Raw genomic sequence first — 14,033 nt, 5'->3', positions numbered from 1 at the left:
AAGCGCTATCTTTGGTTGGGTCATTTGTTTTGAGTCTATTAAATTTATGGCATCCGTTTTGACCTGCTTAAGAATTGGTGAGGGGGAGTATGATGGAACGAAAGGAAATCCATACAGGGGTAACTTCAAGCAATCCGATACACTTTACTACAGTACAGAAGGAAATGAACTACAATCTTAAATATGAACAAAGTCTAGCATTATGGAGCGTCCCTTATAAGACATGGTACGAACCTACACGTTTCGGTCAAACCCATATCATTTCTTGCGGTCCAGATGACGGGGAACCCCTTATTCTTTTACATGCGATGGGATTTAGCTCAACGGTTTGGTTTCCTAACATTGAAGTGTTAGCTCAACGATATAAAGTCTATGCTATAGATTTTATTGGTGATTTGAATAGGAGTGCGCCTAGTATATTACCAGCGAATAGAGACGAGTGTGGGGAATGGTTGGACGAAGTATTGGATAGATTGGAGGTTACCGACTGTATAATTGGTGGAATTTCTTACGGTGGATATTTGGCCATCAATTACGCGATTTATGCGACTCATAGAATTCAACGTTTGTTCTTGCTAAGTCCGGCTGCGTCATTCGTACCATTACACAAACAATTCATTTATCGCATTATTGTTATGAATGCTATTCCGATGAAGTGGAGTGTGCATCATTTTATCAAGTGGTTGTCCAAACATAAACTAAATAAAACGTTAATCGATCAATTTCATGCTGCCTTTAGATATGGATCACTCTCATTGCGAGTTCCTCCAGGTGTTTATAGTGACGATGAGCTAAAGAGGCTTGATATGCCTATTCTCCTTCTGCTTGGCGATCAGGAAGTAATTAGCGATGCTAATTTGGCATACACGCGTGCAACTCAATTATGTAAGAATATATATGCAGAGATTATTCCAGGGGCAGGTCATCTGCTTAATCTAGAAAAACCGGAATATGTAAACATGAAGATTAATGAATTCTTATGAATCTCAACACCTAAAAATTAAAAATGGTGATCTTGAGGGTATGATGTGATGAGTGATACGGAGGATGAGTAATGAAACAACTAGAAGCAGTGAATACAATGCTAGATGTAATAAAAAATGATAGTGCTGTTAGAGCGATTTTTCTAAAAGGGTCCATAGCAAGAAATGATCTGGATGATTACTCAGATGTAGATTTCTACTGTATTGTTAAAGAGGATCAAATTGAGAGTTTCTTGGAACGAAGATTAGATTATTTGCAGCAATACAAACCATTAATTTATTGGTCTGAATCCAACTTTGTTGGACCACAAATCGTGGCAGTGTTTAATAACGGATTGCATTTTGACCTCTATACGGTCACCTTTGATTCTCTACATCATACGGATGAGATAAAAGTGCTCTACGATCCTGAGCAACTACTTCAAGATTATACACCTGAGAATTTAACAATTAATAAGGACGGCGTTATAAGATGTTTTCACGAATTCACGTTCTCCTTGCTCGAGTTCGAAGCAGCTTATTGTAGGAATGATATCCTATGGGCCTCAAGGTTAGCTAGCCATTTAAGTGGAGACATTTCGATTATTTTAAGGTATTTATATGATGAGGAGAACGCCAGGGTTGGCTTCAAAAGACTTCATAAAAGTTTGGATGAGAGACTATATAAGAAAATGGTCGAAGCCATGGATTATTGCGGACCGTCCTATTTACCTAAGGGAGTTCAATTACTGACTGAAATTGCGGATGAAATCATGGATAAGTTACCTGATGAAATATCAAATAAACTGAACAAAGCGTTTTTTTATTATATGGTGGAGAAGATTAATAGACTGAAATATAACGGGAATTCAAAAAAATAAGGTTAATGATGGGTGAATCTATAATGGCAGAAAGAACAAAGGTTGTTGAGGTTGTACCTTACAATCCGGAATGGAAGATACAGTTTGAACAGATAAAGTCGATGATCACCGGCTATATAGGGGATTTAATTCTAGCAGTCGAACATGTAGGAAGTACGTCTGTTGAGGGGTTATCCGCAAAGCCTATTATTGATCTGGACGTTGTTATGGATAGTTATGAGGTACTGCCTGAAATTATTGAACGCTTAGAAAAGGCCGGATTTGTACATCAGGGAAACTTAGGCATAGAAGGGCGCGAAGCATTTAAAAGAACCTGTGAAGATGGATTTATGAAATATCACCTCTATGTATGCCCTAAGGATGGGAAAGGATATTTGGAGCATATTGCTTTTCGAGATTACTTACGTGCTAATGAATCAGCTCGAGAGGATTACGAAGCGCTTAAACTAAATTTAGCTGAAACATATCGCTATGATATTGATAATTACTGCGATAACAAAACTGAATTTGTAAAGGGCATTCTTAAGATGACCATCTATCGTGATTAAAGAAATGAAAGAAGGGATGTTATGGACAAATTAGTTGCGATCTTAGAACAACAAGAGATTGAATATGAGATCATCGAACATAACAAACAACTTAATTCCGCGCAGGAGGGTGCTGATTATTTTGGTATTTCGATTGGTCAGACCGCACCGACTCTGATCCTAAAATCAGAGAAGGGATTTTATGCTCTGATTGTTTCAGGAGATCATGGAAAAGTCGACTTTGCTACTCTGAGGGAATTACTATCTGTAGAACAGGTGAAATTAGCTTCGCCCCAAGAAGTTGAAGAAGTTACATGTAGTAAGATTGGAAACGTATCGTTAATTAATCAAGGATTACTGACAATTTTGGATCGTAAATTAATTCGTTATGAATTTGTTTATGGGGGCACAGGGCATCCGCTGACGACATTAAAGATTAGACCCAGTGACCTAGAAAAGTTGAATCAGATAGTAGATTGGATTTAATCTATTCGATTATTTACCGAATTAATGCGCCTCACACAATATAGGCATCTCCCTTTCATCCCCCTAATATAGTGTAGGAGAAGGGCGGGATGCACGTGCGTATGAATATATTTCAAGAGCAATGGGCCATTTTTTTAGCAGCGATCTGCGAACAAACCTATGCACAATTTACGAATACGGACGGTTCGTTCGTCGTTCCATTGAATTATTCAGTTCGTGATACCATTCAAGCGAAATCCGCTGCTAGTAACGGATCGGAACGCTTTGGATTCATTCTTGAGTCTAGGCAAGAGATTATTATTGCCTTTCGGGGGACCAGTTCGACGAGTAATTGGATATCCGACGCCATCGCCACGCAAGAAAACTTCAAGTATATAAGGGGAAACACGCTTACCCACCGTGGATTTACAGACATCTACGCTTCCGCCCGCGTCCAGATTATCTCTGCACTTAACAAGTTATCACCTAACAAGACGCTTTATATTACGGGTCACAGTCTTGGTGCTGCACTTGCTACCTTATGTGCTATTGATATTGCGGCGAACACTTTTCACCACTTACCTTACCTGTTTACCTATGGTTCTCCGCGAGTAGGCGACCCGGCTTTCTCGAAAGTATTTGCCATGTATGTTCGGAACAGCTACCGCTTTGCCAATGAGTTTGACGCCGTAACCGTTACTCCTCCAAGGGTCTACAAGCTGCCTAAGCGAGACAAAAAGTACTATTACAGTCACGTCCATACTGCCATACCTTTGGTTTTCCAAAATGGATCCGTTAGCGCCAATCATATCATCGGAAGCTATTTTGCGGAGCTTTCTAAACTCCAACCCAAGTATACTCAATTGTTATGCTCGACGAACCCAGGATTCTGTCCGGTCAGTAAGCGAAAATTGCAAGAGTAGTCTGGTATAGTAACTCCAAATCCATACTTGTAATTCTAAAGAGGGCATATGAGAAGCAATCGTTTTATATATCATTTAGTTTGGATTATCGGAGCATTTCTATTGATGTACAGTAGCAGTTTAACTCTTGATTACTTAAATAGGAAGGTCGCTGTCACATATGATGCGACATATGCTATATGGGGAATGATTCTTATTGCTTTTGTATCCGGCATGTATTTAGGGGTAATCAATGGACTTCCAAGAAGATTTAAGGTTAATAAATCCCAATTGATTATTTTTATCCCAAGCTTTCTCGTTCTGATCTACATGATTGTTCCTTATTATATTGAGATCCCTTATTATCGATTTTACTTAGAACTTACGAAACACAACGAGCACTTTTTCCTTGGAGTGATAAGCGGAATGACTTTCATCACTGGTTTCTTTGACAAGAATGCCAACAAGTGAGTTGAATTCCTGTGGTAGAATGTTCATACAGGACAAGAATGAAGGGGGACTTACGTTGGCTCTAGGTTTGAAGGATCAAAGTCATCATCAACAAATACTCTGTATTGGGGAGTTATTGATAGATTTCTTTTGTAGTGATATAGGTGTTAACTTGGCGGAAGGATCCCACTTTATGAAGCAAGCTGGTGGTGCTCCAGCTAATGTAGCGGCTGCTATTTCTCGATTGGGTGGAGTTGCTACGTTTGCTGGTAAAGTAGGTAGCGACCCTTTTGGTGATTTCTTAATCCATACCTTGAATGAAGTGAATGTAAATACGAATCTCATTTGTAGAGACTCCACTGCGCTAACAACAATGGTGTTCGTATCCTTGCAGAGCGATGGGGAACGTGACTTTATGTTCAATCGAGGTGCGGATGGTAACTTTGTTACGACAGATCTTCCTGATGATAAGTTACGTGAAGCAGCTATCATTCATTTTGGTTCAGCCACAGCGATGTTAGGTGGAGCCTACTTAGACGCTTATTTTGAAATTATGGACAAGGCTCGGCAAGCGAAACAGTACATTTCTTTTGATCCAAATTATCGAAGTAGCTTATGGGCCCACAGGACGGGAGAATTTATAGAGCTAGCGAAAAGAGGAATCGCCCATGCTGATTTTGTTAAGGTAAGTGAAGAGGAATTACAGTTGATTAGTGGTCATGAGGATCTTAATACAGGTGTTACGGAACTTCACCGTCTTGGAGCGAAGGTTGTCGCCGTCACATTAGGGAAAAATGGTACGTTGATTTCGAACGAGGATCAATATGCTAAGGTACCTAGCATTTCTATTAAGTCTATTGATTCCACAGGGGCAGGAGACGCCTTTGTTGGGGCGGTTCTATTCCAGCTTTCTCAGCTTACAACTCATGGAATTGCACAGCTTACTTTTGAGGATTGGCAAGCCAAGATTCAGTTTGCAAACCGAGTGGGTGCGATCGTGTGTACCAAAGTAGGAGCAATAGCTGCTTTACCAACGTATAAGGAAGTAATGGAATGAATGAACTCGAGTGAACAGATTATTATTGAAATGAAGGTGTACATAATGAATCAAGGATTTTCTCATTGCTTGCAGATATTCCCGACGCCAGATATTCAGAAGACGGCGCAATTCTATGAGAATATAGGATTTAAGGTAGTCTATTATCTTGAATCGGCGGAACCTCATGCATGTCTATATAGGGATTCAATTGAGATTGTATTAACGAAGTCTCAGCATGATGTAATTACTCCTAATAGAATAAGTCATGGCTATGGTTACGACGCTTATTTTATTGCCTATGAGCAGAAGGAAATCGAGAAAGAGATTGCTAACTTAGGAATCAAGATCGTGCGGCCATTATCAACAACGGATTATAACAATCATGAATTTGTATTTGAAGATATCGATGGTCGCTGGATTGCCGTAGGGAACAAACTTTCATAGGATCCTATGTTAATTTACAATTCCATTTCGAATGGCATAGACAACGGCTTGTGTACGGTCGTCTGCACTAAGCTTTTGTAAAATACGATGAACATGTGTTTTTACCGTGCTTTCACTAATATGCAGCTTACCAGCCACCTCTTCGTTACGCAGGCCGAATGCCATCTGTTGAAGAACCTCCAACTCTCGTTCTGTAAAAGGTTCTAGTAATTGAAATGCGGGTGCTTCTTGCTCTACCTTATTGACTAGATTATTTGTTTGAAAAGACTTAGCGATCGCCTTGGCAGCAATAGCGGTTCGATAAATAGCTTCTCCTCTGTGGGCTGCTCGAACTGCGTCTAGAAGTTCATCAGGTCTAGCATCTTTGAGGAGATAGCCAACGGCACCTGAACGAATTCCATCAAATACATATTCCTCCGTATCAAAGGTAGTTAGAATGACCACCTTAATTTCGGGATGGGCAGCTAATATTTCACGCGTCGCTTCGATCCCACTACATTCAGGCATCTGCACATCCATGAGAATTACATTGGGGAGGGTGGCGTTAGCCATCGTGATCGCTTCCAGTCCATTATTGGCTTCTCCAACTAACTCCATGTCATCCTGTGATTTAATAATATAGCTGAAGCCATGACGAATTAACTGCTGGTCATCCACTAGTGCTACTCGAATTTGATCTTCTATCATTTTGTTTCCCCCTCTAGTGAAGTGTTGTCAAATGGTAGCTTAACGATGAGTTTCATGCCATGAGGATTATAATTTTGTACTGTAAAAGAACCATTTACCCTCTCACAACGTACCTTCATTCCCGACATTCCAAAACCCGATGTAATTGAAACAGGATCAGTAAATTTCCCGTCATCTATAATCGTCATCGTAATACTGTTATCGTCCTCCTGAAGCGAAACTTCCACTTTTGAGGCTTCTGCATGGCGAATGACATTAGTTAAGGCCTCTTGAAGGACACGATATAATGTTTCAGAAATATCATACTTCCACCGAGATATGGATTGAGATGTAGTGAGCTCAATTGGAAGACCACTGCGATCTTGGACCTGTTTAACCAAACTTTTCATAGCAATGATTCCTAGATCGGCCTCATCAATTGCCATTTCGTGTACCACCGTTCTAACTTCTTTGAGGCATTGTCTTGCAACCTCTAATACGTTGCGAACTGTAGCATCTGCTTCTGCAGAATTGGCTTTTATGACGTAGGGTAATGCTTGAAGCTGGACAATTACCGACGTGAGCCCGTGTCCAATGCTATCATGGATATCTCGAGAAATCCGCGAACGTTCCTCTAAAACAGCATATCTAAGGGAATCGACGGTTGCTTCTTCAAGCTTCTTGTGTGTATCTTGAAGATCAGCATGTGCCTGTTCCAATTGATTGTGTATGAAACTTAGCTCTTGATAGTGAAGTTTAGTTAACTGGGTGGCTTCACTTTTGATCCGATATCCCCAAAGTACGACGAAGATACCTACAAAATTGCTAACAACGAGAAGAATAGAATCTATGGAACTTTCAGAAGCTGAGAGCTCAATGCCCGCAAAGGACAGAATGATGATCAGTGCAACAATAATGGAAGTATTCCTGGACAACTTTTGGACGATTGCTCCAATAAGAAAGTAAGCCGCAGCTACGGCAGTTGAACGCATATCAAGTATAATCCATGATAATATCGTCAAACCCCAAATACATATAATGGTTGCAACACGTCCAAAGTCAGTCCACCAGCGTCTTGGTACCCATAATAAAGATTGATACCCTATTAAAAGAAGGCCCCACATGGTGAGATGAAGCGGAGTATGGATGGGGATGGTTTCCACAAAGATATACAACAGAACCAAGCTGATGACGATGATTCCAAATCGTTGTTTGACCTTTTGCTGAATTTTAAATATCATATGCTCTCATCTCACAGTTCACGCTTTCTACCTAAAAAGTAGGTTTAGATTCTAATTTGAATGTAGGTGCTACCTTAAATTGTTTGAATTTCATATAAACATAGTAGCGACGTACACAGGCACTAACGAGTGGAATCAATAACATGTCATTTCCTAATGATACCAGATTGTGGGATTGTCCCCAATAGCCAATTACAGCTCGAATGGCAAAAAGGCTTAAGAATAGGAGGATTCCAATCAATGGAGTTTGAACAGTAATCTTACCGCTAGTAGGATGAATTCGCACCCGTTCGAGATTACCTCTCCATATCCCTACGGCAATGCCAGCAATACCACAAATTAATAAGGTAGTAATGTTTTGTATAGTTAGTGTAAAGGTACTGGTGATTACCGAACCGATTGCACAAGTTAACAATGCCGGCAGGATCCATAGGGTGTGAGGACGAACTACTCTCTCACGAGCTAACAGTAAAACCGAAATGACCATAATCATTAGATAGTTATACAACATTTTCATTACCCCTCTTCGTTTTCTTATTGACTAAAGTATATAAAGAATTCGAACAGAGGGAGTCCACCCAGAGGTTGAAAAATCTAGAGGGAGAATCATCTTTTAGGTGGAGAAGGACGTCAATCCAAATAGGTATGTTCGTGATACAGGGCTTACACCTTAAGGCTAACGGATGTATAATCATGGAATAAGCAAGACAATCATAGGGCCCTGTCCTAGATCAAACTACAAATTACTAAGGAGTCATATAGATGAAGCATACCATGTCATTATTTAACGAACCTTTTGCAGCAATTAAATCGGGCAGTAAAACAGTAGAGATTAGACTACATGACGAAAAGCGAAGATTAATCCAAGTTGGAGATCACATTGAGTTTGAGAAGCTGCCGGATAAACAAGAGCGAATCGAAGTTTGCGTAGAACAACTAATGATATTCAAGACTTTTGAAGAGATGTATAGAACAATACCGTTCAGGGACTTTGGCTGCGAGGGATGGTCAATGGAAGAAATGATTCATGGAACTTATGAAATATATACGCCTGAACAAGAATCTGAGTGGGAGACGCTTGCCATCAGAATAAGATTAATTGAGTCTTAAGGAGAATTCACATGGATTTGATCATAAAGAAATTAACTGAAGATGAGATCGTTCCGTATGACTTGCTGCTGCTTGCTGATCCATCGAAAGAGATTGTTGATGATTACCTGCATAGAGGTAGTTGCTATATTGCTTCGCTACTAGAAGAAATTGTTGGTATCTTCGTGTTGTTGAGGACACGCCCTGAGACAATTGAAATTGTAAATGTAGCAGTTAAAGAAGACTTTCAAAATAGAGGTATTGGAAAAAGACTGGTTCGGAGTGCAATTGAGAAAGCCAAAGAAGAGCAAGTAAATACGATTGAGATTGGAACAGGAAATTCAAGTATTCTGCAATTAGCTTTGTACCAGAAATGTGGATTTCGTATTGTCGGAGTTGATCAGGATTTCTTTGTCCGACATTATGATGAGGAAATATTTGAGAACGGGATACAGTGCAGAGATATGATTAGATTACGATTAGAAATCTAAGGGGAAAGAGTTGGTAGCTTGAGCCAACCCTAATTATTGATGTTAGAGGTGAGAACATGATAGAAAGCCAAATAACTATAAAACAACTATCTAGTATAGATGAAGCTATATTATTAGATCAACAATTTTCTCAACATTTTGGATGGTATAAGCAAGGAAATTATTACATGGATTGTCTCGAAGAGAATCGCGATGGCAAAAGAGTAACTTTGATGGCTTTTTACAACGATGAATTAGCAGGATGTTGTCATTTGTTATACCATTCGAAATATCCGTTTTTTATAAGTGACAATATTCCGGAAATTAATGATTTGAATGTATTTCCGGAGTTTAGAAGAAATAAGATCGCAAGTAGATTATTTGATGAATTAGAAGCGATAGCTTCAAGAACATCTAGGTACATAGGTCTGGGAGTGGGACTTTACAAAGATTACGGGAATGCGCAAATCATGTATGGTAAGCGTGGATATGTGATGGATGGTAAGGGAATATCTTATGACAATAAACTAGTCGAACCTGGTCACACGGTGATGGTTGATGATGAATTACTCGTTTACTTAATCAAAGAGTTATATTAATCAGAGCTTGATTTAGGGAGAGAACCCGATGCCCATATGGGAGCAACTTTTGTTATTTGGAGTTCCAGGACTTTTGCTGTTTTGTGGATTTCACTATTGGACACCAAAATTAATAAATAAAGGAATACCCTTGATTATTTCTTTTTGGTTCTTTTTGTGGATGCCAGTTCTTCTCTTATTACCTTTATCCATCTTGCTGTATTGGTTGAATGGGGGAAACTTGGTAATTGCTGATTTCAATGAACGATTCCGCCTGGTACCCTTTCATAGTACCGATTGGTTGTGGGTTATCGGGTCGGTTGTATTCACCATTATTGCGGATCAGCTCCTAGAGCCAGTAGGTAGATATTTTGCTAAAATGCGTTTTTTCGCTCCACCAAGTTACTTGCCTGCACCGTTTAATCCGCTAAAGAAATTTTCAATCCCACCAAGTCATTTTTTTGGCGTACCTCTAAGTGGAAACTGGAGCTTATTAGCCTTATTTATTCCATTACATATAATAGCCATGTTTAGTGAGGAGCTCATGTGGCGAGGTTACATTTTACCCTTACAGATCGATTCATTTGGAATTTACGCCTGGATAATAAATGGTTTGTTCTGGGCATGGATAGTACATGCTTGTTTAAAATGGCATTTCATCGGTATGATTCCTGGAATGTTAATCGCACCTTGGATTGCGCAGCATACGGGGTCAACATGGGCGTCTTTTGCTGTACATGCGATAGGAAATTCGCCGCTTTGGATTATTTTGATTCTTGGTATCTTAAAACCACCATTGGATGATGAAATCAAACTTAGGATAAAAGAGTTGAATGCCTAGATACCATATAGCGCAAGAACAGCGCATTTTTCTGTTAGGGAGTCTAAGAATTGCTTCTCTAATACGGAAAGGTGCTGTTCTTTTTTATACTGAAAATATGTTGTAGCACACTGTGATACAATAATTGTAATTCAAATTCATGGTGATCAAACATAGGAAGGTGACGAAATGGAATTTGAGCTATTATTACGGGTTATTCTCGCTGGAATTTGTGGTGTAGTTATTGGATATGAGCGCAAAAATCGGAGGAAGGAAGCGGGAATTCGGACGCATTTTGTTGTGGCAGTGGGTGCCGCATTAATGATTATAATTTCTAAGTATGGTTTTCAGGATCAAATCGGTTGGGATAATTTATCGTTGGACCCTTCAAGAATTGCAGCAGGGGTGGTTAGCGGTGTCAGCTTCCTGGGAGCAGGAATGATCTTCATGCAGAAGCATACGGTCAAAGGACTCACAACAGCTGCTGGGGTATGGGCGACAGCAGGTTTAGGGATGTCTATTGGTGCCGGAATGTACGTAATTGGAATTGGTGTCACCCTGATCCTGTTTCTTGGACAGATTATTTTGCATAGTCATTTGATTTGGAACAAATCCCCGAGATCAGATAAGCTCCTGCTCGTGTTGGTTAATGAAGAAGGTGTTATTGATAAAGTTATGGAGCGACTAAGACAGGGCCATATAGAAGTATCCAGTTTTACATCGGAAAGTCATGAGATGGAGATTACCCTGGAACTGATGATCATTTTCCGAGGAACGACATCCGTTACTAACTTGGTAACATTAATTCAAGATGAGCCTTTTGTGAAGAGAGTTGCGTTGGATTGAGAGAAGAGAAGGAAAAGGAGAAGGAAGAGATTTAAGTGCTGGTTGATGAAAAACATGTAATGCCGCAGTAGTCATCCTTTTGGACAACAACACTGCGGCATATTTTATGGGTTCGATTAAATCATCAATCATTCATGAGGCTGGCTTTGAGCTGTTCGATGAAACTGAGGACTCTGTCTTTATCCATTTGGTAATAGATCCGCTTTGTTTGTTTATCAATTTGAACAAATCCACTGGTAAGTAACGCGCTCATATGATGTGATATCGTAGCTGTAGAGAGATTCAATTGCTCAGCAAGCTCTTGACCGTATGCAGGCTTGTTACGGATAGACTTAAGTATTTCATATTTACTGTTGTCACTTATGATTTTAAGATTCTTACATATTTTCTCATCGCTGATGAACTGATCTACAATCAAACCAATGGTTTCAAATAAGACTCCAATATATACTTTTTCGGCAACTGGCAATTCGTGAGAACCAATATAAGATACGGAATTACAGCCAAATAGATAAGGTGTAAATACGATATTCTTACTGTCAGATAGGCGGATCCGAAAATGTTCGTACAAATAGTTTATAGGATCCTGCCGAAGCTCTTCGTTGTACGTATCATAAAATTTATCGAGTAGTGGTTGGATCAATGATTGCTTTTGCTGGAATAGTTCCACGGCTTGATCTAAGATCGTAAGGAGCTCATCTACACGAGGTCGATAGTTCTGGTACAGCAGAAGGAGCTGCCATTTCTTCTGTGATTCCAGCTCCAATGTATCAATAACCTGAATCAAATCGGATTCACTCTTAATTGGAGCTGATAATGAGCTGACTGATCGATCTGTCAAAGTATTTAATAGATTATCTGTAAATTGAGTTAATCGTTCTTCCTGTGAGAGATTAGCAAATTGCTGTCTCAGCCGAGATGTTGAAAAAGTCATGTCTTGATGAAATAAATTCGTAAGGAGGACATGCGCATTGCACCACTGCTGTTGTCCTTGTTCAGCAAAAAAGAAGGTTAATCGATCTTTAGGCGTTTGAAGATGACTAAAGATATATTCTCCAAGTTCAATAATCCCCGCAAAAGACGCCTCTAATATTTCTGAATTCAGATTGTACTTGTGGTTTAGGTTTTCTTTGAGATTCCGATGGTCATTTTGATTAACGAAACGATAGAGGAGCTCTATACATTCAAACCATAAATTGGGCTCCTTAAGCACGGTAATGTTAATGATGGACAGCTCCTTTACAACTGTTTTAACACTTTTATAGGCAGCATACCAGTAAACAGTACAATTGTACAAATCCCTGTCACGATGAAGAGTTGGTTAACAGATAAGAACAGCATAGCACCAGCAACGATTAATGATCCAAGTGGTGTAGTTGAGGTTGCGATCGCATTAAAGATAGCACCAACTCGGGACATATATTTCTCTTCAATATGCTCCATGAAGGAAACACCAACAACAGATTGAATAAATGAAGCAAAGAAACCGAAAACAAACATGGTCATGGCCAGCAAAATGTAAATGAGCGAGATATGATCAGCATAGAAGCTTATCCCTACCCAGATCAGGTAACATACGCCGATCATCATCCCTCCAAGAATGAAGATGTTGCGTGCTGTAAATCGTTTTCTGAGTGTAGGGAATAAGAAAGCCCCAGTTCCCATACCTATTGTCGAACATATACCTGCAACGGACATGCCTATTGAACTAAGACCTAGCGTATCGGTGGTATAAGGAGCCATCATGGCATTAATAGGAATGAAGAAGATACTCATGAATCCCCCGAGAATACATATAGCAAATACCACTTTAGCCTGTTTTAAGTAAAAAAATCCTTCAGATAGCGTATGTAAATAGCCTTTCAAATCAAGCTTAATCCGCTCTTGCTTGTCTTCGGAAGTTTGAATAAATAAGATGATAATAGCTGAAGCAATGAATGTAATCGCATCGATCAGAATAGCAGTTCCTATGCCGAAAACTCCGATTATCGCAGCAGCTACAGCTAATCCGAGAATCCCCACCGTTTGCTGCATTGTGGAATTAAGTGATAAACCGTGCGTATATAAAGATTTGTCGAGTATTTTAGGTACAATTGCAATACCGGCAGGAATTCGTAGAGACTCCAGTGTGGAATTCATAAAAGTAAGCGCTAATAGAATCCATGGATTAAGTAAGCCGGAAATGAGGAGTATAGCCGTTATGCCCACGACAAAACCTCGTCCTATGTCACTGATGACCATGGTATATTTCTTATTTAATCCTTCAACAATGGCACCTGCAAAAGGTTGAAAAAGAATCGTTGGTAGAGCGTTACATCCAAATATTAAGGCAACCCATGTAGCAGATCCGGTGAGTGTATACACCATTAGCGAGAAAGCGATCGTGTCGACCGAGTCTCCAAAGCGATTGATTACATTGGCTGCAATCAGTTTCAGATATTGTCTCTGAGTTAATAGGTCTTTATAAGTAATACTTCTTTCCATTCTTTGTTCGATCATAATCTAATCATCCTCCTAGATGTAAATAAAACATATGATTAGACTGGTGTCAATTAATTTTATTTGATATACATCTAACTTTGTTGGATGTTAGGTCCATCCCACAAATCTAAAGGTTGAAGAAGATCGAAAGTAACGGTACATTAGAGAAGAA

General features: G+C 39.6%; 18 protein-coding genes. 13 read left to right on the top strand and 5 right to left on the bottom strand.

Going from position 1 to position 14,033, the window contains the following annotated elements:
• The first annotated feature begins 92 nt into the window (after positions 1–92).
• From IEW05_RS14095 to IEW05_RS14060, 8 genes are all read left to right on the top strand, one after another.
• Entirely contained in the window at positions 93–983 is an 891-nt protein-coding gene (locus IEW05_RS14095; RefSeq protein WP_188539763.1) for an alpha/beta fold hydrolase, read from the top strand.
• Between the two features lie 71 nt (positions 984–1,054).
• Positions 1,055–1,843, top strand: coding sequence for a nucleotidyltransferase domain-containing protein (locus IEW05_RS14090; RefSeq protein ID WP_188539761.1), 789 nt, complete (start codon positions 1,055–1,057; stop codon positions 1,841–1,843).
• Positions 1,844–1,866: 23 nt separating this feature from the next.
• Complete coding sequence (locus IEW05_RS14085; RefSeq protein ID WP_188539759.1) at positions 1,867–2,391, top strand: GrpB family protein; 525 nt, start codon at positions 1,867–1,869, stop codon at positions 2,389–2,391.
• A gap of 21 nt (positions 2,392–2,412) precedes the next feature.
• Positions 2,413–2,856 (top strand): aminoacyl-tRNA deacylase, encoded by a 444-nt coding sequence (locus tag IEW05_RS14080; RefSeq protein WP_188539757.1) that lies wholly within the window; start codon positions 2,413–2,415, stop codon positions 2,854–2,856.
• A gap of 101 nt (positions 2,857–2,957) precedes the next feature.
• Positions 2,958–3,758, top strand: coding sequence for a lipase family protein (locus IEW05_RS14075; protein ID WP_229753373.1), 801 nt, complete (start codon positions 2,958–2,960; stop codon positions 3,756–3,758).
• A gap of 48 nt (positions 3,759–3,806) precedes the next feature.
• Complete coding sequence (locus IEW05_RS14070) at positions 3,807–4,208, top strand: hypothetical protein (protein ID WP_188539753.1); 402 nt, start codon at positions 3,807–3,809, stop codon at positions 4,206–4,208.
• The gene (locus IEW05_RS14065) at positions 4,195–5,244 is read left to right on the top strand and encodes a carbohydrate kinase family protein (RefSeq protein ID WP_229753372.1); all 1,050 of its coding nucleotides are present in this window, start codon (positions 4,195–4,197) and stop codon (positions 5,242–5,244) included. Before IEW05_RS14070 ends, IEW05_RS14065 begins: the two co-directional genes overlap by 14 nt.
• A 45-nt stretch (positions 5,245–5,289) precedes the next feature.
• Positions 5,290–5,670, top strand: coding sequence for a VOC family protein (locus tag IEW05_RS14060; protein ID WP_188540881.1), 381 nt, complete (start codon positions 5,290–5,292; stop codon positions 5,668–5,670).
• 9 nt (positions 5,671–5,679) lie between these two features.
• Here the strand turns inward: IEW05_RS14060 and IEW05_RS14055 are convergent, their stop codons facing one another.
• From IEW05_RS14055 to IEW05_RS14045, 3 genes are read right to left on the bottom strand one after another with little or no spacing between them, the layout of a single operon-like run.
• Complete coding sequence (locus IEW05_RS14055; RefSeq protein WP_188539751.1) at positions 5,680–6,357, bottom strand: response regulator transcription factor; 678 nt, start codon at positions 6,355–6,357, stop codon at positions 5,680–5,682.
• The gene (locus IEW05_RS14050) at positions 6,354–7,577 is read right to left on the bottom strand and encodes a sensor histidine kinase (protein WP_188539750.1); all 1,224 of its coding nucleotides are present in this window, start codon (positions 7,575–7,577) and stop codon (positions 6,354–6,356) included. The genes IEW05_RS14055 and IEW05_RS14050 overlap by 4 nt, the downstream gene beginning before the upstream one ends.
• Before the next feature lie 31 nt (positions 7,578–7,608).
• Positions 7,609–8,088 carry a hypothetical protein gene (locus IEW05_RS14045; RefSeq protein WP_188539748.1) on the bottom strand — a complete coding sequence of 160 codons (480 nt, stop codon included), beginning with the start codon at positions 8,086–8,088 and terminating at the stop codon, positions 7,609–7,611.
• Positions 8,089–8,339: 251 nt separating this feature from the next.
• Here IEW05_RS14045 and IEW05_RS14040 point away from each other — a divergent pair, with 251 nt between their 5' ends.
• The 5 genes from IEW05_RS14040 (at position 8,340) to IEW05_RS14020 (ending at position 11,380) form a co-directional block, all read left to right on the top strand.
• A complete protein-coding gene (locus IEW05_RS14040; RefSeq protein WP_188539746.1) occupies positions 8,340–8,687 on the top strand; it encodes an ASCH domain-containing protein in 348 nt (115 codons plus the stop codon).
• Between the two features lie 11 nt (positions 8,688–8,698).
• The gene (locus IEW05_RS14035) at positions 8,699–9,157 is read left to right on the top strand and encodes a GNAT family N-acetyltransferase (RefSeq protein ID WP_188539744.1); all 459 of its coding nucleotides are present in this window, start codon (positions 8,699–8,701) and stop codon (positions 9,155–9,157) included.
• Positions 9,158–9,213: 56 nt separating this feature from the next.
• Positions 9,214–9,735: a GNAT family N-acetyltransferase gene (locus IEW05_RS14030; protein WP_188539742.1), complete on the top strand. Its 522-nt coding sequence runs from the start codon at positions 9,214–9,216 to the stop codon at positions 9,733–9,735.
• A 28-nt stretch (positions 9,736–9,763) separates the two neighbouring features.
• Entirely contained in the window at positions 9,764–10,555 is a 792-nt protein-coding gene (locus IEW05_RS14025) for a CPBP family intramembrane glutamic endopeptidase (protein WP_188539740.1), read from the top strand.
• A gap of 168 nt (positions 10,556–10,723) precedes the next feature.
• Entirely contained in the window at positions 10,724–11,380 is a 657-nt protein-coding gene (locus IEW05_RS14020; RefSeq protein WP_188539739.1) for an MgtC/SapB family protein, read from the top strand.
• Between the two features lie 124 nt (positions 11,381–11,504).
• On the opposite strand, the gene IEW05_RS14015 is transcribed toward IEW05_RS14020, so the two are convergent.
• Together IEW05_RS14015 and IEW05_RS14010 are read right to left on the bottom strand one after the other, a co-directional pair.
• Positions 11,505–12,593, bottom strand: a complete 1,089-nt coding sequence (locus IEW05_RS14015; protein WP_194434122.1) for a winged helix-turn-helix domain-containing protein — start codon at positions 12,591–12,593, stop codon at positions 11,505–11,507.
• A gap of 26 nt (positions 12,594–12,619) precedes the next feature.
• Positions 12,620–13,879 (bottom strand): MFS transporter, encoded by a 1,260-nt coding sequence (locus IEW05_RS14010; RefSeq protein ID WP_188539734.1) that lies wholly within the window; start codon positions 13,877–13,879, stop codon positions 12,620–12,622.
• Positions 13,880–14,033: the final 154 nt, after the last annotated feature.

The sequence above is a fragment of the Paenibacillus segetis genome, assembly GCF_014639155.1.
In the GTDB taxonomy this organism is placed as follows: Bacteria; Bacillota; Bacilli; order Paenibacillales; family Paenibacillaceae; genus Fontibacillus; species Fontibacillus segetis.
Note: the sequence above shows the minus strand (reverse complement) of the source record. Positions and strands in the feature narration are given on the sequence as shown.

Bases quoted from the DNA above. Each gene is read 5' to 3' on its own strand.
- IEW05_RS14010 (WP_188539734.1), bottom strand. From the start codon at position 13,879: ATGATCGAACAAAGAATGGAAAGAAGTATTACTTATAAAGACCTATTA.
- IEW05_RS14085 (WP_188539759.1), top strand. From the start codon at position 1,867: ATGGCAGAAAGAACAAAGGTTGTTGAGGTTGTACCTTACAATCCGGAA.
- IEW05_RS14075 (WP_229753373.1), top strand. From the start codon at position 2,958: ATGAATATATTTCAAGAGCAATGGGCCATTTTTTTAGCAGCGATCTGC.
- IEW05_RS14030 (WP_188539742.1), top strand. From the start codon at position 9,214: ATGATAGAAAGCCAAATAACTATAAAACAACTATCTAGTATAGATGAA.
- IEW05_RS14020 (WP_188539739.1), top strand. From the start codon at position 10,724: ATGGAATTTGAGCTATTATTACGGGTTATTCTCGCTGGAATTTGTGGT.
- IEW05_RS14090 (WP_188539761.1), top strand. From the start codon at position 1,055: ATGAAACAACTAGAAGCAGTGAATACAATGCTAGATGTAATAAAAAAT.
- IEW05_RS14025 (WP_188539740.1), top strand. From the start codon at position 9,764: ATGCCCATATGGGAGCAACTTTTGTTATTTGGAGTTCCAGGACTTTTG.
- IEW05_RS14035 (WP_188539744.1), top strand. From the start codon at position 8,699: ATGGATTTGATCATAAAGAAATTAACTGAAGATGAGATCGTTCCGTAT.
- IEW05_RS14055 (WP_188539751.1), bottom strand. From the start codon at position 6,357: ATGATAGAAGATCAAATTCGAGTAGCACTAGTGGATGACCAGCAGTTA.
- IEW05_RS14065 (WP_229753372.1), top strand. From the start codon at position 4,195: ATGCCAACAAGTGAGTTGAATTCCTGTGGTAGAATGTTCATACAGGAC.
- IEW05_RS14040 (WP_188539746.1), top strand. From the start codon at position 8,340: ATGAAGCATACCATGTCATTATTTAACGAACCTTTTGCAGCAATTAAA.
- IEW05_RS14060 (WP_188540881.1), top strand. From the start codon at position 5,290: ATGAATCAAGGATTTTCTCATTGCTTGCAGATATTCCCGACGCCAGAT.
- IEW05_RS14050 (WP_188539750.1), bottom strand. From the start codon at position 7,577: ATGATATTTAAAATTCAGCAAAAGGTCAAACAACGATTTGGAATCATC.
- IEW05_RS14045 (WP_188539748.1), bottom strand. From the start codon at position 8,088: ATGTTGTATAACTATCTAATGATTATGGTCATTTCGGTTTTACTGTTA.
- IEW05_RS14095 (WP_188539763.1), top strand. From the start codon at position 93: ATGGAACGAAAGGAAATCCATACAGGGGTAACTTCAAGCAATCCGATA.
- IEW05_RS14070 (WP_188539753.1), top strand. From the start codon at position 3,807: ATGAGAAGCAATCGTTTTATATATCATTTAGTTTGGATTATCGGAGCA.
- IEW05_RS14080 (WP_188539757.1), top strand. From the start codon at position 2,413: ATGGACAAATTAGTTGCGATCTTAGAACAACAAGAGATTGAATATGAG.